This is a genomic window from Azospira oryzae (assembly GCF_004217225.1).
Taxonomy (GTDB): Bacteria; Pseudomonadota; Gammaproteobacteria; order Burkholderiales; family Rhodocyclaceae; genus Azospira; species Azospira oryzae.
This window is the reverse complement of the sequence record NZ_SHKM01000001.1, coordinates 1-24,723: the sequence shown is the minus strand read 5'-3', so window position 1 is coordinate 24,723 and position 24,723 is coordinate 1. Positions and strand designations below refer to the sequence as shown.

Sequence of the window (24,723 nt, the reverse complement as noted above, 5' to 3'; positions counted from 1 at the left end):
GCCCTGAATCAAAGTCATCGTCGTCATGATCATTCCCCCATGCACGGATGGAGGCGGCCCCCGGCCCCGCCGGGACGGCCGCCGGTTGCTCTTAGGCGCGCACCTTGAAACTGGCGGCGTATTTCTTCGGGTCCTTGCCGTCCCACACCACGCCGTCGATCAGCTTGGAGGAACGCAGGTCGCTCTTGGGCACGGCCACCCCGGCCTTCTCCGCCGCCTGGCGGTACAGGCCCACCTGGTTGATGGCCTTGGCCACGCCCAGGTAGTCCGGATCGTCCTTGAGCAGGCCCCAGCGGCGGTGCTGGGTGAGGAACCACATGCCGTCGGAGAGGTAGGGGAAATTCACCTGGCCGTCGTTGAAGAACTTCATGTGGTTCTTGTCGTCCCAGGTCTTGCCGATGCCGTTGCTGTAGCGGCCCAGCATGCGGTCCAGGATCACATCCACATCCGTATTGACGTAGGCCTTGGCGGCGATGGTCTCGGCCGTCTCCCGGCGATTGGCCAGGGAAGCGTCGATCCAGCGGGATGCCTCCAGGATGGCGGCGGTGACGGCCACGGCGGTCTTCGGGTACTTGGCCGCCCAGTCGGCGGTGGTGCCCAGCACCTTTTCCGGATGGTCGGTCCAGATGTCCTGGGTGGTGGCGGCGGTGAAGCCCACCTTGTCGATGATGGCCCGGGCGTTCCAGGGCTCGCCGACACAGTAGCCGTCCATATTGCCCACCCGCATGTTGGCCACCATCTGGGGGGGCGGCACGGTGATGGTCTTGACGTCCTTCATGGGGTTGATGTCGTGGGCCGCCAGCCAGTAGTAGAGCCACATGGCGTGGGTGCCCGTGGGGAAGGTCTGGGCAAAGGTGAATTCCCGCTTCTCGCTGCTGATCAGCTTCTTCAGGGCGGCGCCGTCGGTGACGCCCTTGTCCTTCAGCTGGCTGGAGAGGGTGATGCCCTGGCCGTTGTTGTTGAGGGTCATGAGGCTGGCCATGTCCTTCTTCGGCCCGCCGATGCCCAGGTGCACGCCGTAGATGAGGCCGTACAGCACGTGGGCCGCATCCAGTTCCCCATTCACCAGCTTGTCGCGCACGGCGGCCCAGGAGGCCTCCTTGGTGGGCACGATCTTGATGCCGTACTTCTTGTCGAAGCCCTTGGCCGCGGCCATGACCACGGAGGCGCAGTCGGTCAGGGGAATGAAGCCGATCTTCACCTCGGTCTTTTCCGGTGCGTCGGAACCGGCGGCAAAGGCGGCGGCACGCAGACCGGGAGTCAGGCCCATGAGCGCTGCCCCCAGGCCCAGGAGGCCGGCGGATTTGACGAACTCGCGGCGTTCCGCCGCCACGGCATCGGGTGCCTCGAATTGCTTATGCTTGGACATTCCATGCTCCTTGACCTCAGAAAAAAGAAAAGGCGTCACACCCGCGTGAGAGGAGAGAGAACACGCGGATGGACGCCTTTGTCCGTTTGCCGGTCAGGGCTTCACTGCGCTGCCCGGCGTTGCTCGAACCGCCATTGGTCCGACTTACGACCTAGTTCAGCAACCACCGTGCCAGGCAACGAAAATATCGAAAATACAGTTTCAATTCATAAAGATAGATAGATTTTCACCGCCCCGGAAAAATACATCCACAGCACCGGAGCGCACTGCTGCGGTGCGCCATGGCGTGACCGCCGCACAAGAAGGGGGAACCCGGGGCGACGGGTACAACGACAGCGGAATGGGGAGCGACGGCGGGGGAGGAAAGGGGAACGGCGAAAGCGCCGCCCCCATCTATGACCAAACGCCTAAAGACACTGGCATCCGATGTTCTTATGATTATCGGGTTGTTGATGGCATGCAACACAAAACAATGCTCCCGCACGTATCGGGAGCGGGAGGGAAACATGGATATCCAGCAACAGCCCATGGAAGCCCCGCGTTTACTGTCGGGCTGGATGATGGGCAGTGCAGGCACGCAGGAAAACCACGACATCCTTTGGGACGACGTGGAGCATCTGCCCTCCGCCGCCGTCAGTTTTCTCCTCATCGCCCTGCCCCTCTCCCTGCTGCTGCCGGTGATGGCCAACTTCGCCGGCAACGCCTACGGCAACCGCATCATCGCCGGCTTCATTGCCCCCAGCTGGGAACGCCTGCTGCTCATCCTGGCCTGGGAACTGCTGATGGTGCCCCTGCTGGCGGGCGTCGCCCACCTGGCCGGGCGCTTCTTCCAGGTGCCGGTGAACCGGCGCCAGGCCTTCCTGGTAGTGACCCTCAGCACCATTCCCCTATGGCTGGCCTCCCTGGCCCTGGCCGTGCCCAGCCTGATTTTCATCCTCATCACCGGCATGGTCGCCCTGGCCCTTTCCAGCTACGCCATGTACCGCTGCATCCGCCGCCTGCTGGCGGTGGAGGACGACTGCCTGGCCACCCTCTTCTGCGGCGTCATCATGGTCTGCGCCCTGCCGGCGTGGACCGTCATCCTGGCCCTGGTCCTGATCCACTAGACCAGGGCGCCATCGCCCCCGCCGGGGCCGCGCCCCGGCACGACGTCAGCCGACGGCGAAAGCCGGATATTCCTGGGCCTTCTCGAACAACTCCCGTTCCTCGAAACGCACGTGGTCGCTCAGGGCTGTGGCGAAGGCTTCCAGGGCGCCCCGGTCGCCCCGGCCGATGCGCTCGGCCAGGCCCCGCAGCTGGGCGTGCTCGGCCAGGGTACGGGCCACCAGCTGGTGCTCGCCGGCGGCTTCCAGCCAGGGCAGCAATTCCTCTTCCTCGCGCTGGAAGTGGGGTTCCAGCTCGGCGGCGAAGAGGCTCGACATCTGGCTTGCCAGGGCGCTCATGGCCCCCTGGTCGGCCGCCAGCACGGCCTTGCGGCAATCCAGGGACAGCTTGAGGGCGGTGTGGTGTTCGCGGGACAACTGCAACAGGGCGGGATGGCGTTTCATGGCGGACTCCCGGAAAGGGTGATGGGAGACAGTATGGCGCCGGACGGGGAACCGGGGCCAGGATGCAAATCAAACCCGGCATCACCCGGGTCAAAGCCAGGGGTGGGCCGGCGGCCCGGCCTTCAGAGCAGGACCTTGGCCATCTCGATGACGTCCCGGGAGACCCGGGAGATGCTCTGGCCCCGGTCCATGGCCAGGCGGCGCAGGGCGTGGTAGGCCTCTTCCTCTTCCATCTTGCGGGTCTTCATGAGCAGGCCCTTGGCCCGCTCGATGATCTTGCGGTCGGACAGCTTCTGCGTGGTTTCCGCCAGCTCCCGGCGCAGGGCCAGGGTTTCCTCGAAGCGGGCCCGGGCCACCTCGACGATGGGCTTGATGCGGGCCGGGTCCAGGCCATCCACCACGTAGGAGGAGACGCCGGCCTTCATGGCCTCCCGGATCAGGCCCGAATCGTCGTCGTTGGCGAAGATGATCACCGGCCGGGGCATGTCCCGGTTCATGGCGGAAAGGTGTTCCAGGGTGTCCCGGCTGGGGCTGTCGGTTTCGATGAGGATGACGTCGGGCTTCAGTTCCTCCACCCTTCCCGCCAGGTCCAGGGACGAGGCCAGCACGGCCGCCACCTGGTGGCCGGCCTTGACCAGGCCGGCGCAGATGTCGGCGGCCCGGCTCTGGGATTCATCGATGACGAGAACGCGCAGCATGGGTCGGTGGATTCCTGAAAGGGCCTAGTCGAGGGCGAGGATGTGCTCGGCCATGGCGTCGATCACGCCCGGGGCTTCGCCGATGGCGCCGGCGATGTGGATGCTGAGCTGGGGATGCTGGCGTGCCGCGGCTTCCACCTGCAGGGGCAGGTCCCGCTTCAGGTGGCCGCTCTGGGCCATGAACATGGGCGCCAGGCGGATGCTGGTGACGCCCTCGTCGGCCAGCTGGGCAACGCACTGTTCCAGGGTCGGCTCCATGAATTCGAGGAAGGCCAGGGCGACGCGGCGCTGGGGCTCCCGCGCCTGGATGGCGCGCTGCACGCGCTGCATGGGCTCGGCCCACTGGGGGTCCCGGGCACCGTGGCCGAAAAGGATGAGGGCAGTTTGGGTCATGTCTGGATTATGGGTGAAGGCAAGGGGCGAGGGAATTGATCGATATCGCCTTTTGCCGCAGCCGGCAAAGGCCGCGACGTCCCCTGCTTCGGCCGCCGGAACGGCCATTGGTTCCATGCCATCGCCAGGAGGCAGCAGGGACGGACTTCTCCGCCATGGCATGGCCGTCAGGCCCGTCCCTTCTGCCTCTCCTGGCATGGCCGTTTCCCTGTCAGGCCTGGAGCCAGACCCGGCCGTCTTCCACCTTCACCTGGAAGCGGGCGGTACAGCCCTGGTCCGGCGCCACCGCCTCGCCGCTGGCCAGCTCGATGTTCCAGCTGTGCAGGGGGCAGGTCACCCGCTGGCCGTGCACGATGCCCTGGGAGAGGGGCCCGCCCTTGTGGGGGCACTTGTCGTGGAGAGCGAAGACGGCATCGCCGTCGGTGCGGAACACGGCAATATCGCCGCCCGGGTGCTGCACCACCCGGGAACCCAGTAGGGGGATGTCTTCCAGGGCGCAGAGGTTTTTCCATTGGCTCATTTTTCGTTCCTTAAAACCGGTTTTGCCACAGAGGGCACAGAGAACACCGAGAGAATCGTGCCGGCCTGCCGGCTCAGAAGGTCAGGGGCTCGAATTCGCGGCGTGCCGGCGTTTCCTGATGTTCGGCCCAGGGATCGGCAGCGTCCTTCAGGGAATCGAGCAGACGGGCGTGCAGGGCCTTGCGGTTGTCCTCGTCCTCCACAACCAGGCGCTTGACGTGGTCCAGGCCCACCCGCTGCACGTAATGCACGGTGCGCTCCAGGTAGAAGCCCTCCTCCCGGTAGAGCTGGAGGAAGGCGCCGGAGTATTCCTTGACCTCTTCGGCGGTGGCCACCTTGCACAGGAACTGGGCCGCCTCGGTCTTGATGCCGCCGTTGCCGGCCACGTGGATTTCCCAGCCCGAATCGACGGCGATGATGCCCACGTCCTTGATGCCGGATTCGGCGCAGTTGCGCGGGCAGCCGGAGACGGCCAGCTTCACCTTGTGGGGGCTCCACATGTCGAACAGCATCTTCTCCAGCTCGATGCCCATGCCGGTGGAGTCCTGGGTGCCGAAGCGGCAGAACTGGCTGCCGACGCAGGTCTTCACGGTGCGGATGGACTTGCCGTAGGCGTGGCCGGAGACCATGCCGGCCTGGGCCAGATCGGCCCACATGTGGGGCAGGTCCTCCTTCTTCACCCCCAGCAGGTCGATGCGCTGGCCGCCGGTGACCTTGACCATGGGCACCTGGTACTTGTCCGCCACGTCGGCGATGGCCCGCAACTCGTTGGGCGTGGTGACGCCGCCCCACATGCGCGGCACCACCGAATAGGTGCCGTCCTTCTGGATGTTGGCGTGGGCCCGCTCGTTGATGAAGCGGCTTTGCGGATCGTCCCTGGCCTCGTGGGGGAAGGTGGAGATGAGGTAGTAGTTGAGGGCCGGGCGGCACTTCTCGCAGCCGTTGGGATTCTTCCAGGCCAGAGCTTCGATCACCGCCGGAATGGAGGTCAGGTGCCGCTCCCGGATGGCCTGGCGTACGGCCCCGTGGCTGTGCTCGGTGCAGCCGCACATGGGCTTCTCGGCGCTGCTGGCGGCCTGGTAGGCGCCGCCCACGGTGGAGGCCAGGATCTGCTCCACCAGGCCGGTGCAGGAGCCGCAGGAGGCGGAAGCCTTGGTGTGCTTGCGCACCTCGTCCAGGGTGAACAGCCCCTTCTCCTTGATGGCCTTGACGATGACGCCCTTGGTGACGCCGTTGCAGCCGCACACCTCGGCGCTGTCGGCCATGGCGGCGGCCTTGTTGTGGCCCTGGTGGCCGGTGTCCCCCAGGTTGCTCTGGCCGAACATGAGGTGGTCGCGGATCTGGCTGACGTCCTTGCCCTCCCGCAGCAGCTGGAAGTACCAGGAACCGTCCGCCGTGTCGCCGTAGAGCACGCCGCCCACCAGCTTGTTGTCCTTCAGCACCAGGCGCTTGTACACGCCGCCGGCCGGGTCGTGCAGGACGATGTCCTCGGTGTCGCTGCCGCCCATGAAGTCGCCAGCGGAGAAAAGGTCGATGCCGGTGACCTTCAGCTTGGTGGAGGTCACCGAGCCCTGGTAGCGGCCGATGCCGTAGCCCGCCAGGTGGTTGGCGCAGACCTTGGCCTGCTCGAACAGCGGCGCCACCAGGCCGTAGGCGATGCCGCGGTGGCTGACGCACTCGCCCACGGCGTAGATCTTGGGATCGTAGGTCTGCAGGGTGTCGGAGACGACGATGCCCCGGTTGCAGTGGATGCCGGAAGACTCGGCCAGGGCCGTGTTGGGGCGGATGCCCACCGCCATCACCACCAGATCGGCGGGAATCTGCATGCCGTCCTTGAAGCGGATGGCCGCCACCCGGCCGCTCTCGCCGGCAATGAGGGCTTCCGTATTTTTCTGCAGCAGGAATTTCAGGCCCCGCTCCTCCAGGGACTGCTGCAGCATGCGCCCGGCCACCTCGTCCAGCTGGCGCTCCAGCAGCCAGGGGCCGACGTGCACCACGGTCACGTCCATGCCCCGCAGCTTGAGGCCGTTGGCCGCTTCCAGGCCCAGCAGGCCGCCGCCGATGACCACCGCGTGGCGATGGGTCTTGGCCGCCTCGATCATGGCGTCGGTGTCGGCGATGTCCCGGTAGGCGATGACCCCCGGCAGGTCGTTGCCGGGAATGGGCAGCATGAAGGGGTTGGAACCGGTGGCCAGCAGCAGGCGGTCGTAGGACTCCACCGTGCCGTCCTCGGCAACGACCTGGCGTTTGACCCGGTCCACCTTGGTCACCTTCTTGTTGAGGTGCAGCTTGATGCCGTTGTCGGCGTACCACTGCAGATCGTTGAGGACGATCTCGGGCACCGTCATCTCGCCGGCCAGGACCGGGGAAAGCAGGATGCGGTTGTAGTTGGGATGGGGCTCGGCGCCGAAGACGGTGATGTCGTAGTGGTCCGGGGCGATCTTCAGCAGCTCTTCCAGGGTGCGCACGCCGGCCATGCCGTTGCCCACCAGCACCAGTTTGGGTTTGTTCATGAAGCACTCCTTCGGTCGCCGGCTTCCGGGGTGCGGGACGGGCCTCGGACTGCGCCCGCGCCATTGCGGTACGCCGTCGTGCCCTCCCGCAACGCCATCAGGCAGCGAGAGAAAACATTGAAGGGCAGTGCTTCACGTTGACCCCGAGGGCCACACCACCGGCAGTCCCGCCGCCCAGGCGACAGGAGTACGCCTGAGATTTAGCAATCGCCATGCCATTCCGTAAGCACATGATTTCAATGGGATAACACCAAACCCGCCGCCGGCGCCGCTGCACACAACTGGTGCATCGCCGCCCCGCCCTGCCCCGCCAGCGGGCGCCCGGCACCGTCCCTCGGCTGCCGCCCGCCGCCGGTCCCCTGCTGGCCCAAAGGCCTATTTGAGGAAGTCCGGGCCCATGCCAGAATGGGCCGACAGACGAGTGCTTCGTGCGCCCCATCCCAATGGAGAACGCCATGGCTCCCGAAAACAGTACCGCCCCCCCCAACCGCCCGCCCCTGGTGCGTCCCGGACGCAGCCTGCTGATCGGCTGGCTGCTCCTGGTGGCCATCATCATCGGCCTGGTCTTCCGGGAAATCGGCGAAACCCGGGAACGCCTCTACAACGCCGCCTGGGACAACCTCAGCACCCTCAACCTGGCCCTGCTGGAACAGATGGAGCGGGCCATCACCGCCACTGACCAGGCCCTGCTCAACGCCCGCCAGGAAGTGGCCGCCATGCCGCCCCTGGTGGCGGAGAAAAACCCGGCCCGGCGCGAGGAGCAGGCCCGGCGCCTGCACCAGCTGCTGCGCAGCCAGGTCACCGCCACCCCCTTCGTCACCAACCTGGTGCTGGTGGACGCCCAGGGCAATGTGCTGGCCCACTCGGCCCGCCACCCGGTACCCGCCATGAACGTGCGGGAGCGGGAATACTTCCGCCGCCTGCGCGACACGGCCGAAGCCGAGCCCCTCATCTCGCCCCCCACCCGCACCCTGCTCGACGGCTCCCAGCGGCTCATCTTCTCCCGCCGTCTGGTGGGGCCCCGGGGCCATTTCTCCGGCGTCATCCTGGCCAGCGTCAGCCTGGCCGATGTGGTCTCCTTCTACCGCTCCGTGCTGCACCTGCCCGGCGGCGCCGTGGCCCTTTACCACAGCAACGCCACCCTGCTCGCCCGCTACCCGGAAATGCCCGACAGCCTGGGCCATGCCTACCCGGAACAGGACCTGTTCCTGCGCACTCCCGGCCGCGGCGCCAGCGGCACCCTGCTGGAAACCAGCTCCATGGACGGGCGCCAGCGCCTGAAAAGCTTCCGCGAGGCCAAGCGCTATCCCATCCTGGTCTCCGTCTCCCAGGAGGAAAGCGAACTGCTGCGCCCCTGGCGCGCCACCACCCTGCACATCATCCTCATGGGCCTGGGCAGCATCGTCCTCTGCTCCCTCTTCATCGGCCTCATCTGGCGCCAGCTGCAGCGCCTGGAGGAACAGGCCCGGGCCCTGCGGGAAAGCGAAGGGCGCTTCCGCAACCTGGTGGAACGGGCCGGCGACGCCCTTTTCCTGCACGACCCCGATGGCCGCATCGAGGACGTGAACCAGCAGGCCTGCGACAGCCTGGGCCTGCCCCGGGAGGAGCTGATCGGCAGCAACATGGACGCCTTCGAGGTCGGCATTCCCGCCGCCGAACTGCACCAGCTGTGGCACAACCTAGACACCAACGCCCCGGTGACCCAGGAAGGCCGCCACCGCCACCGCCTGGGCCACGAATTCCCGGTGGAGATGCGCATCGGCGCCTTCGCCTCCGGCGGCCGCCGCCTGATCCTGACCCTGGCCCGGGACGTCACCGAGCGCCAGGCCTACCAGGAAAAGCTGCGCCAGCAGGCCCTGCACGACGGCCTCACCGGCCTGCCCAACCGGGTCCTCTTCAACGACCTCCTGGGCCAGCTGCTGGCCCAGTCGGAACGGCAGGAGCGGGCCTTCGCCCTGCTCTTCGTGGACCTGGACCATTTCAAGGAAGTGAACGACACCCTGGGCCACGCCGCCGGCGACCGGCTGCTGCAGGAAGCGGCGGCCCGCCTGCGGGGCTGCCTGCGCAAGGCCGATACGGTGGCCCGCCTGGGGGGCGACGAATTCGCCGTGCTCCTGGCGGAGGTGGCGGGGGCCGAGGATGCGGAACAGGTGGCGGAAAAGATCGTCGCCGCCATGAACCGGCCCTTCCCCCTGCCGAACGGCGAGGGCCACGTTTCCGCCAGCATCGGCATCGCCCTCTACCCGGAAGCCGGCAAGGACGCGGAAACCCTGCTGCGCCACGCCGACTGGGCCATGTACCAGGCCAAGTCCGGCGGCCGCAACGGCTACCGGCGCTACCGGCACGTGGTGGGGGAAACGACTCTGGGCCAGGGCCTGGGGCTGTAAACCGTCGGCTCGGGCAGCACCCGGCTGGGAACCAGGCGGGACGGGCCTGACGGCGACGGCATCGCCGGGAGCCTTATCCCGCGGGCCTCACCGCCATGGCAGACCCCGCAGGCAGGGCCTATTTTCCTGGCAGGGCGGTGCCGGGCGGGGTGGGAGACACGGCCCCGGTCATCGCACCCGAGGCATTCGCCCCGCTCGCCCCACTCGGCAAAACCGGCGCCGCCGCCGGCAGGGCGCCGATGGCCGCCAGGATGGCCCGGGCCACCCCTTCCCGCTTCGGCAAATCCGCCATCCGCCCCGGCGTATCCAGGTTGAGGGCGAAGAACACCGGCCCCTGGGGCCACTCCACCCAGCCCACCCACCAGCCGATGCGGCCGTCCCAGCCGGTCTTGGCCCGCAGGATCCAGTCGCGGCCGGCCTCCACGATCATCACGTCCTTCACCAGCCGCTGGTGGGCCAGGGCCAGCGGCAGCTGGTTGCGGTAGAGGCGCTCGAGAAAGGCCACCTGTTCCTCGGCGGAAATGCGTAACTTGCCGTCCAGCCAGTAGCCGTCCTCGCCGCCGGACGGCTCGGCGTTGCCGTAGTCCATGGCCTGCAGCAGGCGCCGGGCCCGGGCCTCGCCGATCTGCCGGGCAAAGCCCTGGTACACCCAGACCACGGATGCGCGCATGGAGGAACGCAGGTCCTGGTCCCGGTTCCAGGCCGGGATGGAGCGCTGTACCCCGTCCCAGGGCAGGACCTGGAATTCGTCCCGCAGCACGCCGCTCTCCAGGGCCATCAGGGCATGGGCGATCTTGAAGGTGGAGGCGGGCACATAGCGCCGCGCCGCCCGTTCCGCATCGTAGCGCCACAGGCGGTGGCCGCCGCCGCGCCGGTCCGCCACCACCATGGTGCCGCGGGCCTCGGCGGCGGCGAAGAAGGCGCCCCACTCGGGCCGCTCGTCCGCGGTTTCCGCCCGGGCGGCAACGCCGCCCCCCAGCAGGAGCAGGCAGAAAACCAGGGACCGGACTACATGGAATTTCATCATGGGCGCCTCACGACCTCAGCCCGGCACGGGGATGGCCGGCATGGAAAAGGGAAAGCCGCGGTCCTGGCCCAGCCACCACAGCAGCAGGGCCAAAACCGCCAGATTGGCTGCCACCGTCAGCCAGAACCAGTTACGGAAGGGCTGCTTGCGGCTTTTGTGACGCAGCCAGGCCTGGGCCAGCCAGGCTCCCGGCCAGCCGCCGAGCAGGGCCAGGCCATGCAGGGTGGCCTCGCTGATGCGCCAGGCACGGCGCCGGGCCGCCGACTTGTCCCAGGCATACACCAGCAGGGTGAGCAGGCTGAGGGCGGCGTAATGGAGCGGCAGCAGGAAGAGGATCGGGGCGGATGACAAGGCAGGCTCGCGGCAAGGGTTCGGCATGGGGCGCATGACGCCGGGAAAACTGGCGGATAATGCGCCTTCCCGCCCCTCCCGCACAACCGGGAGGCCACCGCCGCACCCTGCCCACCGGATCCGCCATGCCCAGCCTCAAAGCCCGCGCCGTCATCTTCCTGCTCAAGCACCGCCACTGGTTCCGCCTCAAGGCCCGGCACGAGACCGTCACCTTCGACACCTCCATCCCGGCCCTGCGGGCCCAGGTGGAAAAATCCGGGGTGATCTTCGGCAAGCTGCCCCCCGACATCGTGGTGGACAGCTTCAACCTGGGCAGCATGAGCCTGGAGTGGATCCGCCCCCGGGACGACGCCGGCGGCAGCGCCATGCTCTATTTCCACGGCGGCGGCTACGTCATGGGCTCCCACCGCTCCCACCGGGCGGCGGTGGCCAAGTTCGTCGCCGGCAGCGGCGTGCCGGCCCTGGTCTTCGATTACCGGCTGGCCCCGGAGCACCCCTTCCCGGCCGCCCTGGACGACGCCCTGGCGGCCTGGGAGTGGCTGCTGGCCCGGGGCCAGGACCCGGCCAGGGCCGTCTTTGCCGGCGATTCGGCCGGCGGCGGCCTGCTGCTGGCGGCCCTGCTGGCCCTGCGCGACAAGGGCCGGCCCCTGCCGGCGGCGGCGGTGGCCCTGTCGCCGTGGACCGATCTCACCAGCAGCGGCCCCTCCTACCAGGAATCGGACCCCCTGGCGCCGGACGGCTGCTGGGAGGTCTTCAGCCGCTACTACGCCGGCGAGCGGGACCGGCGCGAGCCCCTCATCTCGCCCCTCTTCGGCGACCTGCAGGGCCTGCCGCCCCTGCTGCTGCATGCCGGCGGCGCCGAGATCATGCGCGACGACGCCATCAGCTTCGCCGCCAAGGCCCGGGCGGCGGGCGTGGAGGTGCGGCTGGAGCTGGGGGAAGGCATGTTCCACTGCTACCCGGCGGTGGCGCCCCTGTTCCCCGAAGCCACGGCGGCCCTGGCCGACTGCTGCGCCTTCATCCGCCAGTACGCCAGGGGCTAAGGGGCACCGGTCTGAAACGCAGAAGGGGCGGCCTTTGCAGCCGCCCCTTGTCGTTCAAGCCCGTCCCTGCTGGCTGCCAGGGCAGGCCCTGTTTCAGCGCAGCAGCCGGCCGCTGTTGCCGACGATGGTCACTTCGGAGAAGCGGGAGCCCAGGTGCTTGCCGGAGAAATCCAGGAGGAAGCCCCCCGCATCCCAGGGCGCCATGGATTCCAGGGCACTCACCAGCTTTTCCCGGGTCGGCTGGGGCCCGGCCCGGCGCAGGCCTTCCACCATGGCCTTGGCGGCGATGAAGCCTTCCAGGTTGGTGTAGGTGATGCCGCCCTTGGGCTTCAGTGCCGGCGGCAGGGCGTCGAACTCCCGCACCACGCCGCTGGAGGCGCTCCAGGGATAGGGCGTCACCTGGGAGATGGCGATGCCCGCCGCCTCCGCCCCCATCTCCGCCTGCAGGGCCTTGTAGCCCACCACGGAAAGAGCGAAGAACTGGGGCTGCTTGCCGGTGGCCCGCATCTGTTTGACGAACAGGGCGGTGGGCTTGTAGGTGCTGATCATGACCACGGCCTGGGTGTCGGCGGCGGCAATGGTCTTGACCGCCTCGGTGACGTCGTTCTTCACCTTGTCGAAGCTGCCGCTGGCGATGACCTTCAGGTTGCGCTTCTTCAGGGCCACCTCCACGCCCTTGAGGCCGGCCTTGCCGAAGGCGTCGTTCTGGTAGAAGACGGCGATGTGGTTGATGCCCAGGGTGGTCAGCTGGTCCACGATCTTTTCCGTCTCGTCGCCGTAGCTGGCCCGCAGCCAGAAGGTCTGGGGCGAGGCCTGCTCCCGCAGCTCGTCGGCCCCGGTGTAGGGCGCCACCGAAGGCACGCCCCGTTCGTTCACCAGGGGCATCAGGGCCGTGTAGTTGGCGCTGCCGAACATGCCGAGAAAGGCGAAGACGCCCTCCTTGTCCAGCAGCTGCTTGGCGTTCTCCACGCTCTTTTCCACCACGTAGCCGTCGTCCAGGGTCACCAGCTCGATACGGCGGCCGTGGATGCCGCCCTTGCTGTTGATCCACTTGAGATAGGCCTGGGCCCCGTCCCGGTACTCGCTGCCCAGTTCGGCCAGGGGCCCGCTGAGGGGCAGGGACTGGCCCAGCTTGACGACATTGCCCTGCTGGGCATGAAGCGACGTCGCCAGCAGGGCCCCACAAACGAAATAGAGCCCCGTGAGGGCTCGCCGTAGCGCCTTCATCCACAATCTCCTTTGGTGTCTCGATGCCGCCTGGTAGGGGACCGGTATGCTCCGGTTCGGGCCTCGTTCGCTGACGGGCTGGCCACAGTCTAGGAAGGGACGCAGCGGGAGATTGTCATCTGCACGACAATTGGCCCCAGGCCCCGCCTGGCCTGCATCGGCGGCGGGCGGCAGGAGGCCGGCAAGGCCCGGCGGCGATGACCGGAGCATCCGCCGACGCCTTTTCCATGGCACCATGGCCGGCCCCCAACCGACCCGAGGAGATCCCATGCCCTACGTCAATATCCAGATCACCGCCGGCGCCAGCCGGGAACAGAAGGCCCGCCTGGTGGCGGAAGTCACCGACAGCCTGGTGCGGGTGCTGGGCAAAAAGCCGGAACACACCCACATCGTGATCCAGGAAATCGCCGAGGAAAACTGGGGCTTTGCCGGCCTGCTCACCGACGACTGGAAGCGGCGCCAGGGCTGAGCCCCCAAAACAAAACCCGCCTGGCGGCGGGTTCGGGCGGGGCGCGGCCCCACGGCGGCGGCCGGTGGCGCAATCGCGCCACGGCCAGGGCCGGGACGGTCTAGACAGTGGTCAGGCCGTTGCCTTCCACCGCCACGATGGCCTTGGCCTGGTTGAAGTCTTCCGCATAACCGCTGGCGTAGAGGCAGCAGGCCAGCTGGTTGGCCAAGGGCAGGGGCAGGCTGGCCTGGCCGTCCAGCACCTTGCGGATCCACTGGGCGGTGACCTTGGCGTCGCACTCCTCCGGCAGGTTGGGCAGGGCCTTGAGGCTTTCGTGCTCGGCCTCGAACAGCACCTCGCACTGCTCCTCGTGCAGGTACTCGATGCGCGGGCGGCGCTTGGGGTTGGCGAAGGGCTCCCCTTCCGAGGCCCGCAGCAGCAGGGCCCGGCCGCCGCCATAGGAGAGGATGTCGCGCATCAGGTCCATGTAGGCCGGATGGGTGGCGGCCCCCAGCAGGACGCCGCCGCCCTTGAAGGGGTCGAGCATCTTCACCAGGCTGTGGGCGCTGTTGCGCAGGCCCAGGCGGCTGCGCAGGGAGAGCAGGTTGTGCAGCCCCGGGCTGAGCACGTTGAGGGGCACGAAGGCCACGCCGTAGCCGTCCATGGCCTGCTGCACGGCGCTGTGGCTGGCGCAGGGCATCAGGCCCAGTTCGCGGAAGACGTGGGCCGAGGTAACCCGGCCATAGCCTTCAAGCAGGCCGTGCACCAGCACCGGCACGCCAAAGCGCTGCAGCAGCAGGGCCAGCAGGGGCGTCAGGTTGGCCCCCTTGCGGGCGCCGTTGTAGCTGGGAATGACCACCGGCCGGATGCGCCCGGGGGGCGGCCGCAGGGCATGGACCCGCTCGCTGGCGGCGGCCAGGAAGCCGATCATTTCCTCGGCGCTCTCGCCCTTGACCCGCAGGGCGATGGTGATGGCCCCCAGTTCCAGTTCGGGCACACCGCCATCGAGCATGGCGCCGTAGAGCAGTTGGGCCTCCTCCTGGGTCAGGTCCTTGGCGCCCTCGGCGCCGCGGCCGAGTTCTTTGATGAAGTGGGCGTAATTCATGGGCGTCTCCCCGGTTTTCCTTGTCTTTCCCTCAGGCAGCCTGGGGAGATGTCTTGGCAACGATGATTTTCTTCACTTCGGGCAGGCAGCCGCCACAGAAGGTTCCGCATTTTAGCTCGTTCTGCAGGCCGTCCAGGTCCAGGCCCCGGGCGATGCCGGCCTCGATCTGGGCCTGGGTGATGTCGGCGCACTTGCACACCACCGGGCTGGCGCGCAGCAGCTTGGCCGGCGGCGTGCTGATGGGGGCCACCGCCCAGCGCAGCAGGTCCGGGTCCAGCACGTCGTCGGAGATGGCGTCCTTGAGCCAGGCCAGGGCCTGGGTCTCGCCGGCCAGGCGCACCCCGAGCAGGTGGCCGTCCCGGGCCAGGGCCCGCTTGCCGATGTGGCGGCGGCGGTCGGCGTAGACGATGGCGCCCTCCTCCCGCTCCAGATCGAAGAGGGCGTCGATCTCCCGGATCTGGGCCTCGTCCAGGGGCGCCTCTGCCGCGGCGCGGAACACCACCAGGGGCTGGCCGCGGCCATAGAGGCCGACGCTGGCGTAGGGGAAGCGGGGCAACAGGCGGCGCGCCCTTTGCAGCAGGGCCAGGCTGGAGGCCAGGGCGTCGGGCCCCTCTCCGGCCCGCACCACGGCCAGGGGCCAGGGCAGGTCGGCCTTTTCCACCTGCACCGGGGCGTGCTTCAGCTCGGGCTGCAGGGAAATGGGATCGCAGGCCGGGCCGGTGAAGGCGTTGACGCCGGCGCCGTGCATGAACCGGCTGCCCCAGTGCATGGGCAGCCAGGCCCGGCCCTTCTTCAGGCCGGCCACGGCGGCCACCCGCAGCACCAGGCTGTCGCGGCCGTTGCTGACCCGGGCCAGGTCGCCGTCCTCCAGACCCCGGTGGCGCAGGTCGCAGGGATGCATGGCCAGCACCGCCTCCTCGGCGCCGTGGAACAGGCGCGGTACGGTGCCGGTACGGCTCATGCCGTGCCACTGGTCCCGCAGGCGGCCGGAGAGAAGGCTGATGGGCTGATCCACATCGGTGGGCTCGGCCACCTCCTGGTGCTGCACCGGGACGAAGCGGGCGCGGCCGGAAGGCGTGGGGAAGCGGCCGTCGGCGTAAAGCCGGGGCAGGCCGGCCTCGGCCCCTTCGGGGAAGGGCCACAGCTGGGGCCCGCGCTGCTCCAGGAGGCCGTAGGAGAGGCCGGTGATGTCCAGGTCCCGGCCCCGGGTGCTGTCCCGGTGCTCGTTGAAGATGGCTTCGGGGCGGCGGTAGGGGAACAGGCGGCGGGCCTCTTCGCCCCGGCCCAGTTCATCCCCCAGGCGGTGGGCGAAATCGACGGCGATGGCCCAGTCGGCCCGGGCCTCACCGGCCGCCGCCACGGCGGCCCGCACCCGGGAGATGCGGCGCTCCGAATTGGTCACCGTGCCCTCCTTCTCGCCCCAACTGGCGGCGGGCAGCAGCAGGTCGGCGTAGGCGGCGGTGTCGGTATCGCCGTAGGCTTCCTGCAGCACCACAAATTCCGCCGTCTCCAGGGCGGCCCGCACCCGGGCCTGGTCCGGCAGGGAATGGGCCGGGTTGGTGCAGGCGATCCACAGGGCCTTGACCTCGCCCCGGCCCACGGCCTCGAACAGCTGCACGGCGGTGAGGCCGGGCTTGGCCGGCACTTCGGGCACGCCCCAGAAGCGGGCCACTTCGGCCCGGTGTTCGGCACTACCCAGATCCCGGTGGGCGGAGAGCAGGTTGGCCATGCCCCCCACTTCCCGGCCGCCCATGGCGTTGGGCTGGCCGGTGAGGGAGAAGGGGCCGGCACCGGGCCGGCCGATGTGGCCGGTGGCCAGGTGCAGGTGGATCAGGGCGGCGTTGTTGTGGCTGCCGTGGCGGGACTGGTTGAGGCCCTGGCACCAGAGGGACAGGCTGGCCTTGGAGAGGCCGAACCAGCGCGCCGCCTGGACGATGTCCTCGGCCGGGATGCCGCAGATCTGGGCCGCCACGGCGGGGCTGTAGTCCGCCGCAATCGCTTCCAGGGCGGCAAAGCCTTCGGTGTGGGCGGCGATGTAGTCCCGGTCCACCAGGTTCTCCGCCAGCAGCACGTGCAGCATGGCGTTGTAGAGGGCGATGTCGGTGCCGGGCTTCAGGGCCAGGTGCAGGTCGGCGATGGCGGCCGTCTCGCTGCGGCGGGGGTCGGCGACAATGATCTTGAGTTCGGGATTGGCCGCCCGGGCATCCTCGATGCGGCGGAAGACGATGGGATGGGCGGCGGCCGGATTGGCGCCGGTGATGAACAGGCACTGGGCCAGGCCGATGTCCTCGTAGCAGTTGGGCGGCGCATCCACGCCCAGGGTCAGCTTGTAGCCGGAGGCGGCGGAGGACATGCAGAGGCGGGAGTTGGTGTCGATGTTGTTGCTGCCGATGAAGCCCTTCACCAGCTTGTTGAAGACGTAGTAGTCCTCGGTCAGCAGCTGGCCGGAGACGTAGAAGGCCACCGCCTCCGGTCCGTGCTCGGCGATGACGGCGGCGAAACGGCGGGCCGCCACGGCCATGGCCTGCTCCCAGCTCACCCGCTGGCGCGGCTGGTCGCGGCGGGTGCGCACTTCCGGATAGAGGGCCCGGTTGGCCTGAAGGGTGCCGGGGGCGGCGGTGAGGTGCAAGGTCGCCCCCTTGGCGCAGAGGCGCCCCTGGTTGGCCGGGTGCTCCGGGTCGCCGCGCACGTCGGTGATGCGGCCGTCGCGGCTGTCGATGAGGACGCCGCAGCCGGTGCCGCAGTAGCAGCAGGTGGAAGGGGTGACACTGGGGGGAAAGTGGCTTTCATTTGGCATGGTCTGGGCTCCTGCCCCAACACAGCAACAGCCATGCCACCATTAATAATCAATGGGTTACCAATAAACGACAGCGAATCCGCCAGGAGAACGGCTGGATTTCGGCCCCAGCTTGGCGCATCCCGCGCCAGCTTGGTGCGCCAAAGAAAAACCGCCTCGGCTTGGGGCGCGAGGCGGTTTCCGGTGGAGCGGCGGGGAGTACCTAAGAAGGAAAACCCCCGCTCACTTCACCCGCTGCAGGTGGGGACGGCCGCTGGGCGGTGCGGCCGGCGGCTCCGGCGGGGTCTCGTCGCCGGCATCCGCCACCACTTCGCCCTCGCCTTCACCTTCTTCATCCACCTCGAAGGCCATGCCGGCCCCGTTTTCACGGGCGTAGATGGCCACCACATTGCCCACCGGCACCGACAGATCCCGGGCCACACCGCCGAAACGGGCGGCAAAGCTGATCAGCTCGTTGCTCATGTTGAGGTGGGAAGTGGCGTCGCCGCTGATGTTGAGGACGATCTGGCCGTCCCGCACGTACTCGCGGGGCACCAGGGTCCGGTCATCCACGGCCACTGCGATGTAGGGGGTAAAGCCGTTGTCCACGCACCATTCGTAAATGGCGCGGATCAGGTAGGGCTTGGTGGAGGGCAGTTGCATGACAGTCTTCCGCTGAATGGCGCCGACCGGTCCGGCCGACGCACCGGCACCGCAGGCGCCGGCCTGGAGAAAAGACGGGGACACCGTGGCGGCGCCCCAGTCAGTTCGTTACTTGCGCATCACCTTTTCGGAAGGCGTCAGGGCATCGATGAAGCCCTGACGGCTGAAGATGCGCTCGGCGTACTTCATCAGCGGCGCGGCAGTCTTCGGCAGGTCGATGCCGTAGTGGTCCAGGCGCCACAGCAGGGGGGCGATGGCCACGTCGAGCATGGAGAACTCGTCGCCCAGCATGAACTTCTGCTTGGCGAACATGGGAGCCAGCTCGGTCAGGCGGTTGCGGATTTCGGTCCGCGCCTTGTCGGCGGTCTTGGCGTTCTTTTCCAGGGGCTCGATGTAGGCAAAGATTTCCCGTTCCATGGTGGACAGCAGCTGGCGCGCCCGGGCCCGCATGATGGGGTCGGCCGGCATGAGCTGGGGATGGGGGAAACGCTCATCGATGTATTCGTTGATGATGTTGGGTTCGTACAGGATCAACTCGCGCTCGACCAGCACCGGCACCCGGTTGTACGGGTTGATGACGGCGATGTCTTCGGGCTTGTTGAAGAGGTCCACATCAATCACCTGGAAGTCCATGCCCTTTTCGAACAGGACGATGCGGCAGCGGTGGCTGAAGGGATCGGTGGTGCCGGAGTAGAGGTTCATCATGACTCGTTACCTCAAAAAGGAATCGGCACCGCCGCCGGGAAAAGCCCCGATCGGCGATGCCGTAGCCTGAATGTCAGGCGGATTAGTGCACGTCTTTCCAGTACTCGCGCTTGAGAGCGTAAGCAACGACGAAGAGCACGCCGAGGAACAGCAGGACGGCAATGCCCAGCTGCTTGCGCAGACCGGAAACGGGTTCACCGATGTACACCAGGAAACCGACCAGGTCAGCGATTTGCTTGTCGTACTCGGCGGCGGACAGCTTGCCGGGCACGGCCAGTTCCAGCTTGTGGGTCTCGTGGTTCAGCACTTGCTGACCCTGCAGTTCCCACAGGATGTGCGGCATGCCGACGTTCTCGAACACCACGTTGTTCCAGCCGGTGGGACGCTTGTCGTCACGGTAGAAGGAACGCAGGTAGGTGTAGAGCCAGTCGGCGCCGGGACCGGCTTCGGAAGCGCGGGCACGGGCGATCAGGGTCAGGTCGGGCGGGGTGGCGCCGAACCATTGCTTGGCTTCGTCCGGACGGATGGCGACGCGCATGGGTTCGCCCACCTTGTCGGCGGTGAACAGCAGGCTGTCCTTGATCTGCTGCTCGGTCAGACCGATGCCGGTCAGCCGGTTGTAGCGCATGAAGGAGGCGCCGTGGCAGTTCAGGCAGTAGTTCACGAACAGCTTGGCGCCGTTTTGCAGGGCCGCGTTGTCGCCGGAAACGTCCGGAGCCTTGTCCAGATGCACGGCGGCGCCGCTGGCCAGCGCCATCAGGGGCGCGAAGAGCAATGCAGTAAGCAGTTTTTTCATGTCGCTCTCGTCCTTATTTCATGGTCACACGCTCGGGTTCCGGCGTGTACTTGTCCACCTTGGAATACCACGGCATCAGCAGGAAGAAGCCGAAGTAGATCAGGGAGCAAACCTGGGAGACCTTCTCGCCCCAGTAGGAGGGCGGCTGGGTACCGAGGTAGCCCAGGATCACGAAGCAGATCACGAACAGGGTCAGGAAGGTCTTGTAGATCGGACCGCGGTAGCGGATGGACTTGACCGGGCTGCGATCCAGCCAGGGCAGGAAGGCGAAGATCACCACGGAAGCGCCCATGGCCACCACACCCCAGAACTTGGCATCCAGACCCAGGATCGGCCACACCATGGCGCGCAGGATGGAGTAGAAGGGGGTGAAGTACCACACCGGAGCGATGTGGGGCGGGGTCTTCAGGGGATCGGCCGGAATGAAGTTGTTGTATTCCAGGAAGTAGCCGCCGCCTTCGGGTGCGAAGAACACCACGCAGGAGAAGACCATCAGGAAGACCACGACGCCGACGATGTCCTTGACGGTGTAGTAGGGATGGAAGGGAATGCCGTCCAGGGGATGGCCGTTCTCGTCCTTCAGCTTCTTGATCTCGACGCCGTCGGGGTTGTTGGAACCGACTTCGTGCAGGGCCAGGATGTGGGCGGCGACGAGGCCGATCAGCACCAGGGGCATGGCAATCACGTGGAAGGAGAAGAAACGGTTCAGGGTTGCATCGCCCACCACGAAGTCACCGCGCAGCCAGACGGACAGGTCCGGTCCGATCAGGGGAATGGCGGAGAACAGGTTCACGATCACCTGGGCGCCCCAGAAGGACATCTGGCCCCAGGGCAGCAGATAGCCGAAGAAGGCTTCGCCCATCAGGCACAGGAAGATGCCGACGCCGAACAGCCAGATCAGCTCGCGGGGCTTGCGGTAGGAACCGTAGAGCATGCCGCGGAACATGTGCAGGAAGACGACGATGAAGAAGGCGGAAGCGCCGGTGGAGTGCATGTAGCGGATCAGCCAGCCCCAGGGCACGTCGCGCATGATGTACTCGACGGAGGCGAAGGCCACGGGCACGCCGGCGGCGTTCAGGGAAGCATCCGGCTTGAAGTGCATCACCAGGAAGATGCCGGTGACGATCTGCAGCACCAGGACCAGCAGGGCCAGGGAGCCGAAGAAGTACCAGAAGTTGAAGTTCTTCGGTGCGTAGTACTCGGACAGGTGGCCCTTCCACATGGAAGTGGCGGGGAAGCGGGCATCGACCCACTCCAGCACGTTGCCGCCGATAGAACCGTCGGACTTGTACTTTTCGAAATTGGTATTGGCAGCCATTCCTTACGCCCCCTTCTTGTCTTCGCCGATCAGGATGCGGGTATCGGACAGATACATGTGCGGCGGAACTTCCAGGTTGGTCGGAGCCGGCTTGGCCTTGTAAACGCGGCCGGCAAAGTCGAAGGTGGAACCGTGGCAGGGGCACAGGAAGCCGCCCAGCCAGTCACCGGACATGCCCTCTTCGGCGCCGTGCTTGAACTTGGCGGAAGGAGAACAGCCCAAGTGGGTACAGATACCCACGGCCACCAGCACTTCGGGCTTGATGGAGCGGGTTTCGTTCTGGCAGTAGGCGGGCTGCTGCTCTTTTTCGGACTTGGGATCGGCGACGGCATCGGCCAGCTTGGGCAGGGTGTCCAGCATGTCCTTGGTGCGGTTGATGATCCACACCGGCTTGCCACGCCATTCCACGGTCATCATCTGACCCGGTTCCAGCTTGGAAATATCCACTTCCACCGGAGCGCCGGCTGCCTTGGCGCGTTCGGACGGCAGCATGCTGGCGACGAACGGCACGAGTGCCGCCACCGCCCCGGCCCCGCCCACGGCCGCGGTAGCGACGATCAGACGCCGCCTGCCGCAGTCCACTTTGTTCTCTTTGCTCATAGCGCAGATCCCTAGAACGTTGAAATTAAAATTCAGAACAGCAATTCGGTAACGCCTTCGGCGAGGCAAAAATGATCCTGGCCGAACAAAACCGGAAGATTATACTCGAATCCACCTACGGACTGGAACCGGGCCGGGAACTCAATGTCGTCAAATGCGTCGAAAGCCGCTCCAAACCTGAGCCCGGTCAAGAATCGGACCCGCCAGGGCTAGGCTTCCACGTTTTTCCGCTCCCGCATGGCCTGGGCCAGGGTGCCGGCATCCACGTACTCCAGCTCCCCACCCACCGGCACCCCCCGGGCGATCCGGGTCACCTTGATGCCCCTGCTGCGCAGCAGTTCGCTGACGTAGTGAGCGGTCGCTTCGCCTTCGTTGGTGTAATTGGTGGCCAGGATGACCTCCTGGACCTCGCCATCGCAGGCCCGGGCCAGCAGACGGTCCAGCTGCAGCTCCCGGGGACCGACACCGTCCAGCGGCGACAAGCGCCCCATGATGACGTAGTAGAGCCCGTTGTAGGCCTGGGTCTGCTCCATCATGTTCATGTCCACCGGCGTTTCGACGACGCACAGCAGGCTGGCATCCCGCTTGGTGGAGGCGCAGCGCTCGCAGACATCGGACTCGGTGAAGGTGTTGCAGCGGCTGCAATGGCGAATGGCCTCCAGCGCATGGGACATGCCGTCTGCCAGGCGGCGGGCGCCCTTGCGGTCCCGCTGCAGCAGATGGTAGGCCATGCGCTGGGCCGATTTCGGCCCGATCCCCGGCAAACAGCGGAGGGCCTCGATCAGTTCTTCGAGGCTGGATGGGGTGCTCATCAGAAGGGCAGCTTGAATCCGGGGGGCAGGTTGAGGCCGGCAGTGAAGCCGGACATGCGTTCCTTGCTCAGCTCCTCGCCACGGCGCACTGCGTCATTGACGGCGGCGGCGATCAGGTCTTCCAGCATTTCCTTGTCGTCCATGACCGAGGGGTCGATCGTGACACGGCGCACGTCGTGGGAACAGGTCATCAGCACCTTGACCATGCCGGCACCGGCCTGACCTTCCACCTCGACGCGACCCAGCTCTTCCTGGGCCTTCTTCATGTTTTCCTGCATTTGCTGGGCCTGCTTCATCAGGCCGGCGATGCCGCCTTTCATCATTTTCGTGGTCCTCGACTAGATGGGTTTGATGGATGATTCAATCAGCGTGGCGTCGAAGATGTCGATCACCTCGCGCACAAAGGGATCCTGCTCGATGGCGGCGACAGCCCGGTCCTGGCGCTCCTCCCGCTCCTGCTGGAGGATCGCCGCCGGCGTCAGCGTGCTCACCTCGGCCACTTCGATCTGCAACTGCAGCGGTCGGCCGCAGTATTCGCCCAGGGCCTGCTGCAGCCGATCCTGGGCCGCCTTCATGATCAGGTGGCGATGGGCCGGCGGCAAGCGCAATTGCACCACCTCCCCGCCCAGCTTCAGCAACTCGCAGTGCTGGGCCAGGGCCCGCGCCATACCGGACAACTGCAAGCTGTCAAGAATCGACTGCCAGTCACCTGGAGCCTCGCTATCAGCGGCGACAACCTGTGCCGCCGGCATCATCTCCGCAGGAGTGGCTACCGGCTGTACGACGGGGGCTTCTGCAGCTCGGGCCGGGACGGAAATTCGGGAAGGAGCCGCCTTAACCGCGGGAGCCTGCGCCCGCGGGGCGGCCAACGCTTTTCCCGGGGATGGGCCCTCCCCAGGCTGGCGCGGCGCAAAGGCATGCAGACGCAACAGGGTCATGACGAAACCGGCATGGGGGTCGGGCGCCATGGGTAGTTCATGGCGACCATGCACGCTGATCTGGTAGGCCAACTGCACCGTCTGGGCGTCGATGGCACCTGCCAGTGCGAGCAAGCGGCTGCGGTCCGGCGTATCCTCGGCAATGGCGGCCGGGGCCAGCTGGGCCACCTGCAGACGGGTCAGCATGGCAGCCAGATCCTGCAGGGCACTGTCGAAGGATAGGCTGCGCTCCGTCATCAGATCGGCCACACTCAGCATGGCACTGACATCGCCCTGGGCCATGGCTTCCAAGAGGGTGAACAGGTAATCCTGATCCACGGTGCCGAGCATGTCGCGCACCAGGGACTCCTCCACCTTGCCTGTGCCATGGGCAATCGCCTGGTCGAGCAGCGACAGGGCGTCACGCATACTGCCGTTGGCAGAGCGGGCCAGCAGAGCCAACGCCGGCGCCTCGAAGGGAACGGATTCAGCCCCAAGGATGTGGGAAAGATGGCCGGTGATGGCCTGGGGCGGCATCTGCTTCAGATTGAACTGCAGACAGCGGGAAAGAACCGTCACCGGAATTTTCTGGGGATCGGTGGTCGCCAGGATGAATTTGACGTGCTCGGGTGGCTCTTCCAGGGTCTTCAACATGGCGTTGAAGGCCGAATTGGAGAGCATGTGCACTTCGTCGATCACGTAGACCTTGAAGCGGCCCCGGGTAGGCGCATACACCGCGTTCTCGAGCAGCTGGCGCATCTCATCGACCCGGGTATTGGTGGCCGCATCGACCTCGAGAAGATCTACAAAACGACCCGCATCGATTTCCTGGCAGGCAGAACATTGCCCGCAAGGAGTCGCCGAGATACCGGATTCACAATTGAGGGATTTGGCCAGGATGCGGGCCAAGGTGGTCTTGCCGACACCACGGGTGCCGGTGAAGAGATACGCGTGGTGGAGCCGCTGCTCGGTGAGGGCATGGGTCAACGCACGGACCACATGCTCCTGGCCGACCAGGGTGGAAAAGCTTCGAGGGCGCCATTTGCGCGCCAGAACCTGATAGCTCATGCCGAATAGTCTCGCACGACAGCGGCACCCGACCGCCCATGGCGGCTGCCGGAAATGAAAGTGGCGAGCCTTACCCCCGGCACTTGCAGTAAGTAGCTGTGGCTGCTTCCTTCCGGACCTGACCAGGTTCACCACCCTGCAATGCGGGGAGACCCGCCGGTGCGAATTCTAACATAGCTGATCGGCGTTTCTCGCCCACCAGCGCTTTTTTTCCGTCACTCGAACGAGCAACCAGTCATCCGCCAAATCTCGATATCACAAGCCGATATCTGGACTCGGCAAGAGCCGGCGGCAGAGCATCTAAGCCGTTTTTGAGTGGGGGGGGAATTTAGTGAGGTACAAATAGAAACACCCCAGCCACGAGGTAGCTGGGGTGTTGTAAGGGGAGCCTGGCGGTGACCTACTTTCGCACATGAAGTATGCACTATCATCGGCGCAACT

At 66.8% G+C, this 24,723-nt stretch carries 23 protein-coding genes and 1 other RNA gene; 4 read left to right on the top strand and 20 right to left on the bottom strand.

What is annotated here, in order from left to right; translation table 11 throughout:
• Nucleotides 1-91: 91 nt before the first annotated feature.
• On the bottom strand, nt 92-1,369 hold the full coding sequence (locus EV678_RS00120; RefSeq protein ID WP_130458069.1) for a CmpA/NrtA family ABC transporter substrate-binding protein: 1,278 nt from the start codon (nt 1,367-1,369) through the stop codon (nt 92-94).
• A 506-nt stretch (nt 1,370-1,875) separates the two neighbouring features.
• Here EV678_RS00120 and EV678_RS00115 point away from each other — a divergent pair.
• Nucleotides 1,876-2,475: a Yip1 family protein gene (locus tag EV678_RS00115; RefSeq protein WP_165397422.1), complete on the top strand. Its 600-nt coding sequence runs from the start codon at nt 1,876-1,878 to the stop codon at nt 2,473-2,475.
• 45 nt (nt 2,476-2,520) lie between these two features.
• On the opposite strand, the gene EV678_RS00110 is transcribed toward EV678_RS00115, so the two are convergent.
• From EV678_RS00110 to nirB, 5 genes are all read right to left on the bottom strand, one after another.
• A complete protein-coding gene (locus EV678_RS00110; protein WP_130458067.1) occupies nt 2,521-2,916 on the bottom strand; it encodes a hemerythrin domain-containing protein in 396 nt (131 codons plus the stop codon).
• A gap of 122 nt (nt 2,917-3,038) precedes the next feature.
• Nucleotides 3,039-3,614 (bottom strand): ANTAR domain-containing response regulator, encoded by a 576-nt coding sequence (locus EV678_RS00105; protein WP_014236902.1) that lies wholly within the window; start codon nt 3,612-3,614, stop codon nt 3,039-3,041.
• Between the two features lie 24 nt (nt 3,615-3,638).
• Nucleotides 3,639-4,007 (bottom strand): sirohydrochlorin chelatase, encoded by a 369-nt coding sequence (locus EV678_RS00100; RefSeq protein ID WP_130458066.1) that lies wholly within the window; start codon nt 4,005-4,007, stop codon nt 3,639-3,641.
• Nucleotides 4,008-4,218: 211 nt separating this feature from the next.
• Nucleotides 4,219-4,527, bottom strand: coding sequence for a nitrite reductase small subunit NirD (gene nirD, locus EV678_RS00095; RefSeq protein WP_014236900.1), 309 nt, complete (start codon nt 4,525-4,527; stop codon nt 4,219-4,221).
• Between the two features lie 73 nt (nt 4,528-4,600).
• Nucleotides 4,601-7,039, bottom strand: coding sequence for a nitrite reductase large subunit NirB (gene nirB, locus EV678_RS00090; protein WP_130458065.1), 2,439 nt, complete (start codon nt 7,037-7,039; stop codon nt 4,601-4,603).
• A 455-nt stretch (nt 7,040-7,494) separates the two neighbouring features.
• Between nirB and EV678_RS00085 the strand changes: the two genes are divergently transcribed.
• A complete protein-coding gene (locus EV678_RS00085; protein WP_165397421.1) occupies nt 7,495-9,426 on the top strand; it encodes a sensor domain-containing diguanylate cyclase in 1,932 nt (643 codons plus the stop codon).
• A gap of 118 nt (nt 9,427-9,544) precedes the next feature.
• On the opposite strand, the gene blaOXA is transcribed toward EV678_RS00085, so the two are convergent.
• Nucleotides 9,545-10,453, bottom strand: coding sequence for a class D beta-lactamase (gene blaOXA, locus EV678_RS00080; protein WP_130458063.1), 909 nt, complete (start codon nt 10,451-10,453; stop codon nt 9,545-9,547).
• A gap of 15 nt (nt 10,454-10,468) precedes the next feature.
• Nucleotides 10,469-10,804, bottom strand: a complete 336-nt coding sequence (locus EV678_RS00075) for a DUF1294 domain-containing protein (protein WP_130458062.1) — start codon at nt 10,802-10,804, stop codon at nt 10,469-10,471.
• A gap of 125 nt (nt 10,805-10,929) precedes the next feature.
• Here EV678_RS00075 and EV678_RS00070 point away from each other — a divergent pair, with 125 nt between their 5' ends.
• Entirely contained in the window at nt 10,930-11,847 is a 918-nt protein-coding gene (locus tag EV678_RS00070; RefSeq protein ID WP_130458061.1) for an alpha/beta hydrolase, read from the top strand.
• Nucleotides 11,848-11,940: 93 nt separating this feature from the next.
• Here the strand turns inward: EV678_RS00070 and EV678_RS00065 are convergent, their stop codons facing one another.
• Nucleotides 11,941-13,074 carry an ABC transporter substrate-binding protein gene (locus tag EV678_RS00065; RefSeq protein ID WP_130458060.1) on the bottom strand — a complete coding sequence of 378 codons (1,134 nt, stop codon included), beginning with the start codon at nt 13,072-13,074 and terminating at the stop codon, nt 11,941-11,943.
• A 46-nt stretch (nt 13,075-13,120) separates the two neighbouring features.
• Between EV678_RS00065 and EV678_RS16525 the strand changes: the two genes are divergently transcribed.
• Nucleotides 13,121-13,543, top strand: coding sequence for a tautomerase family protein (locus EV678_RS16525; protein WP_328590238.1), 423 nt, complete (start codon nt 13,121-13,123; stop codon nt 13,541-13,543).
• A gap of 100 nt (nt 13,544-13,643) precedes the next feature.
• On the opposite strand, the gene ybiB is transcribed toward EV678_RS16525, so the two are convergent.
• From ybiB to ffs, 11 genes are all read right to left on the bottom strand, one after another.
• Nucleotides 13,644-14,627 (bottom strand): DNA-binding protein YbiB, encoded by a 984-nt coding sequence (gene ybiB / locus EV678_RS00055; RefSeq protein ID WP_014236892.1) that lies wholly within the window; start codon nt 14,625-14,627, stop codon nt 13,644-13,646.
• A 31-nt stretch (nt 14,628-14,658) separates the two neighbouring features.
• On the bottom strand, nt 14,659-17,424 hold the full coding sequence (locus EV678_RS00050; protein ID WP_130458058.1) for a nitrate reductase: 2,766 nt from the start codon (nt 17,422-17,424) through the stop codon (nt 14,659-14,661).
• A gap of 222 nt (nt 17,425-17,646) precedes the next feature.
• Nucleotides 17,647-18,066, bottom strand: coding sequence for a ClpXP protease specificity-enhancing factor (locus EV678_RS00045; RefSeq protein WP_014236890.1), 420 nt, complete (start codon nt 18,064-18,066; stop codon nt 17,647-17,649).
• A gap of 108 nt (nt 18,067-18,174) precedes the next feature.
• A complete protein-coding gene (locus EV678_RS00040) occupies nt 18,175-18,771 on the bottom strand; it encodes a glutathione S-transferase N-terminal domain-containing protein (RefSeq protein WP_014236889.1) in 597 nt (198 codons plus the stop codon).
• A gap of 82 nt (nt 18,772-18,853) precedes the next feature.
• Nucleotides 18,854-19,567 carry a cytochrome c1 gene (locus tag EV678_RS00035; protein WP_014236888.1) on the bottom strand — a complete coding sequence of 238 codons (714 nt, stop codon included), beginning with the start codon at nt 19,565-19,567 and terminating at the stop codon, nt 18,854-18,856.
• A gap of 13 nt (nt 19,568-19,580) precedes the next feature.
• Nucleotides 19,581-20,885, bottom strand: a complete 1,305-nt coding sequence (locus tag EV678_RS00030) for a cytochrome b (protein ID WP_014236887.1) — start codon at nt 20,883-20,885, stop codon at nt 19,581-19,583.
• 3 nt (nt 20,886-20,888) lie between these two features.
• Nucleotides 20,889-21,485, bottom strand: coding sequence for a ubiquinol-cytochrome c reductase iron-sulfur subunit (gene petA, locus EV678_RS00025; protein WP_014236886.1), 597 nt, complete (start codon nt 21,483-21,485; stop codon nt 20,889-20,891).
• A gap of 209 nt (nt 21,486-21,694) precedes the next feature.
• A complete protein-coding gene (gene recR / locus EV678_RS00020; protein WP_130458057.1) occupies nt 21,695-22,297 on the bottom strand; it encodes a recombination mediator RecR in 603 nt (200 codons plus the stop codon).
• Nucleotides 22,297-22,620 carry a YbaB/EbfC family nucleoid-associated protein gene (locus EV678_RS00015; protein WP_014236884.1) on the bottom strand — a complete coding sequence of 108 codons (324 nt, stop codon included), beginning with the start codon at nt 22,618-22,620 and terminating at the stop codon, nt 22,297-22,299. Before EV678_RS00015 ends, recR begins: the two co-directional genes overlap by 1 nt.
• Nucleotides 22,621-22,635: 15 nt before the next feature.
• A complete protein-coding gene (dnaX, locus tag EV678_RS00010) occupies nt 22,636-24,282 on the bottom strand; it encodes a DNA polymerase III subunit gamma/tau (RefSeq protein ID WP_130458056.1) in 1,647 nt (548 codons plus the stop codon).
• Nucleotides 24,283-24,341: 59 nt separating this feature from the next.
• Nucleotides 24,342-24,440, bottom strand: an RNA gene (gene ffs / locus EV678_RS00005) — signal recognition particle sRNA small type.
• Nucleotides 24,441-24,723 lie beyond the last annotated feature (283 nt).

Excerpts from the sequence above, each read along its gene's own strand:
- EV678_RS00015 (WP_014236884.1), bottom strand. The coding sequence starts at position 22,620 with ATGATGAAAGGCGGCATCGCCGGCCTGATGAAGCAGGCCCAGCAAATG.
- dnaX (WP_130458056.1), bottom strand. The coding sequence starts at position 24,282 with ATGAGCTATCAGGTTCTGGCGCGCAAATGGCGCCCTCGAAGCTTTTCC.
- EV678_RS00040 (WP_014236889.1), bottom strand. The coding sequence starts at position 18,771 with ATGATGAACCTCTACTCCGGCACCACCGATCCCTTCAGCCACCGCTGC.
- nirB (WP_130458065.1), bottom strand. The coding sequence starts at position 7,039 with ATGAACAAACCCAAACTGGTGCTGGTGGGCAACGGCATGGCCGGCGTG.
- EV678_RS00110 (WP_130458067.1), bottom strand. The coding sequence starts at position 2,916 with ATGAAACGCCATCCCGCCCTGTTGCAGTTGTCCCGCGAACACCACACC.
- petA (WP_014236886.1), bottom strand. The coding sequence starts at position 21,485 with ATGAGCAAAGAGAACAAAGTGGACTGCGGCAGGCGGCGTCTGATCGTC.
- EV678_RS00050 (WP_130458058.1), bottom strand. The coding sequence starts at position 17,424 with ATGCCAAATGAAAGCCACTTTCCCCCCAGTGTCACCCCTTCCACCTGC.
- EV678_RS00105 (WP_014236902.1), bottom strand. The coding sequence starts at position 3,614 with ATGCTGCGCGTTCTCGTCATCGATGAATCCCAGAGCCGGGCCGCCGAC.
- ybiB (WP_014236892.1), bottom strand. The coding sequence starts at position 14,627 with ATGAATTACGCCCACTTCATCAAAGAACTCGGCCGCGGCGCCGAGGGC.
- EV678_RS00035 (WP_014236888.1), bottom strand. The coding sequence starts at position 19,567 with ATGAAAAAACTGCTTACTGCATTGCTCTTCGCGCCCCTGATGGCGCTG.
- EV678_RS00085 (WP_165397421.1), top strand. The coding sequence starts at position 7,495 with ATGGCTCCCGAAAACAGTACCGCCCCCCCCAACCGCCCGCCCCTGGTG.
- nirD (WP_014236900.1), bottom strand. The coding sequence starts at position 4,527 with ATGAGCCAATGGAAAAACCTCTGCGCCCTGGAAGACATCCCCCTACTG.
- EV678_RS00115 (WP_165397422.1), top strand. The coding sequence starts at position 1,876 with ATGGATATCCAGCAACAGCCCATGGAAGCCCCGCGTTTACTGTCGGGC.
- EV678_RS00065 (WP_130458060.1), bottom strand. The coding sequence starts at position 13,074 with ATGAAGGCGCTACGGCGAGCCCTCACGGGGCTCTATTTCGTTTGTGGG.
- EV678_RS00120 (WP_130458069.1), bottom strand. The coding sequence starts at position 1,369 with ATGTCCAAGCATAAGCAATTCGAGGCACCCGATGCCGTGGCGGCGGAA.
- EV678_RS16525 (WP_328590238.1), top strand. The coding sequence starts at position 13,121 with ATGCTCCGGTTCGGGCCTCGTTCGCTGACGGGCTGGCCACAGTCTAGG.
- recR (WP_130458057.1), bottom strand. The coding sequence starts at position 22,297 with ATGAGCACCCCATCCAGCCTCGAAGAACTGATCGAGGCCCTCCGCTGT.
- EV678_RS00030 (WP_014236887.1), bottom strand. The coding sequence starts at position 20,885 with ATGGCTGCCAATACCAATTTCGAAAAGTACAAGTCCGACGGTTCTATC.
- EV678_RS00045 (WP_014236890.1), bottom strand. The coding sequence starts at position 18,066 with ATGCAACTGCCCTCCACCAAGCCCTACCTGATCCGCGCCATTTACGAA.
- EV678_RS00070 (WP_130458061.1), top strand. The coding sequence starts at position 10,930 with ATGCCCAGCCTCAAAGCCCGCGCCGTCATCTTCCTGCTCAAGCACCGC.
- blaOXA (WP_130458063.1), bottom strand. The coding sequence starts at position 10,453 with ATGATGAAATTCCATGTAGTCCGGTCCCTGGTTTTCTGCCTGCTCCTG.
- EV678_RS00100 (WP_130458066.1), bottom strand. The coding sequence starts at position 4,007 with ATGACCCAAACTGCCCTCATCCTTTTCGGCCACGGTGCCCGGGACCCC.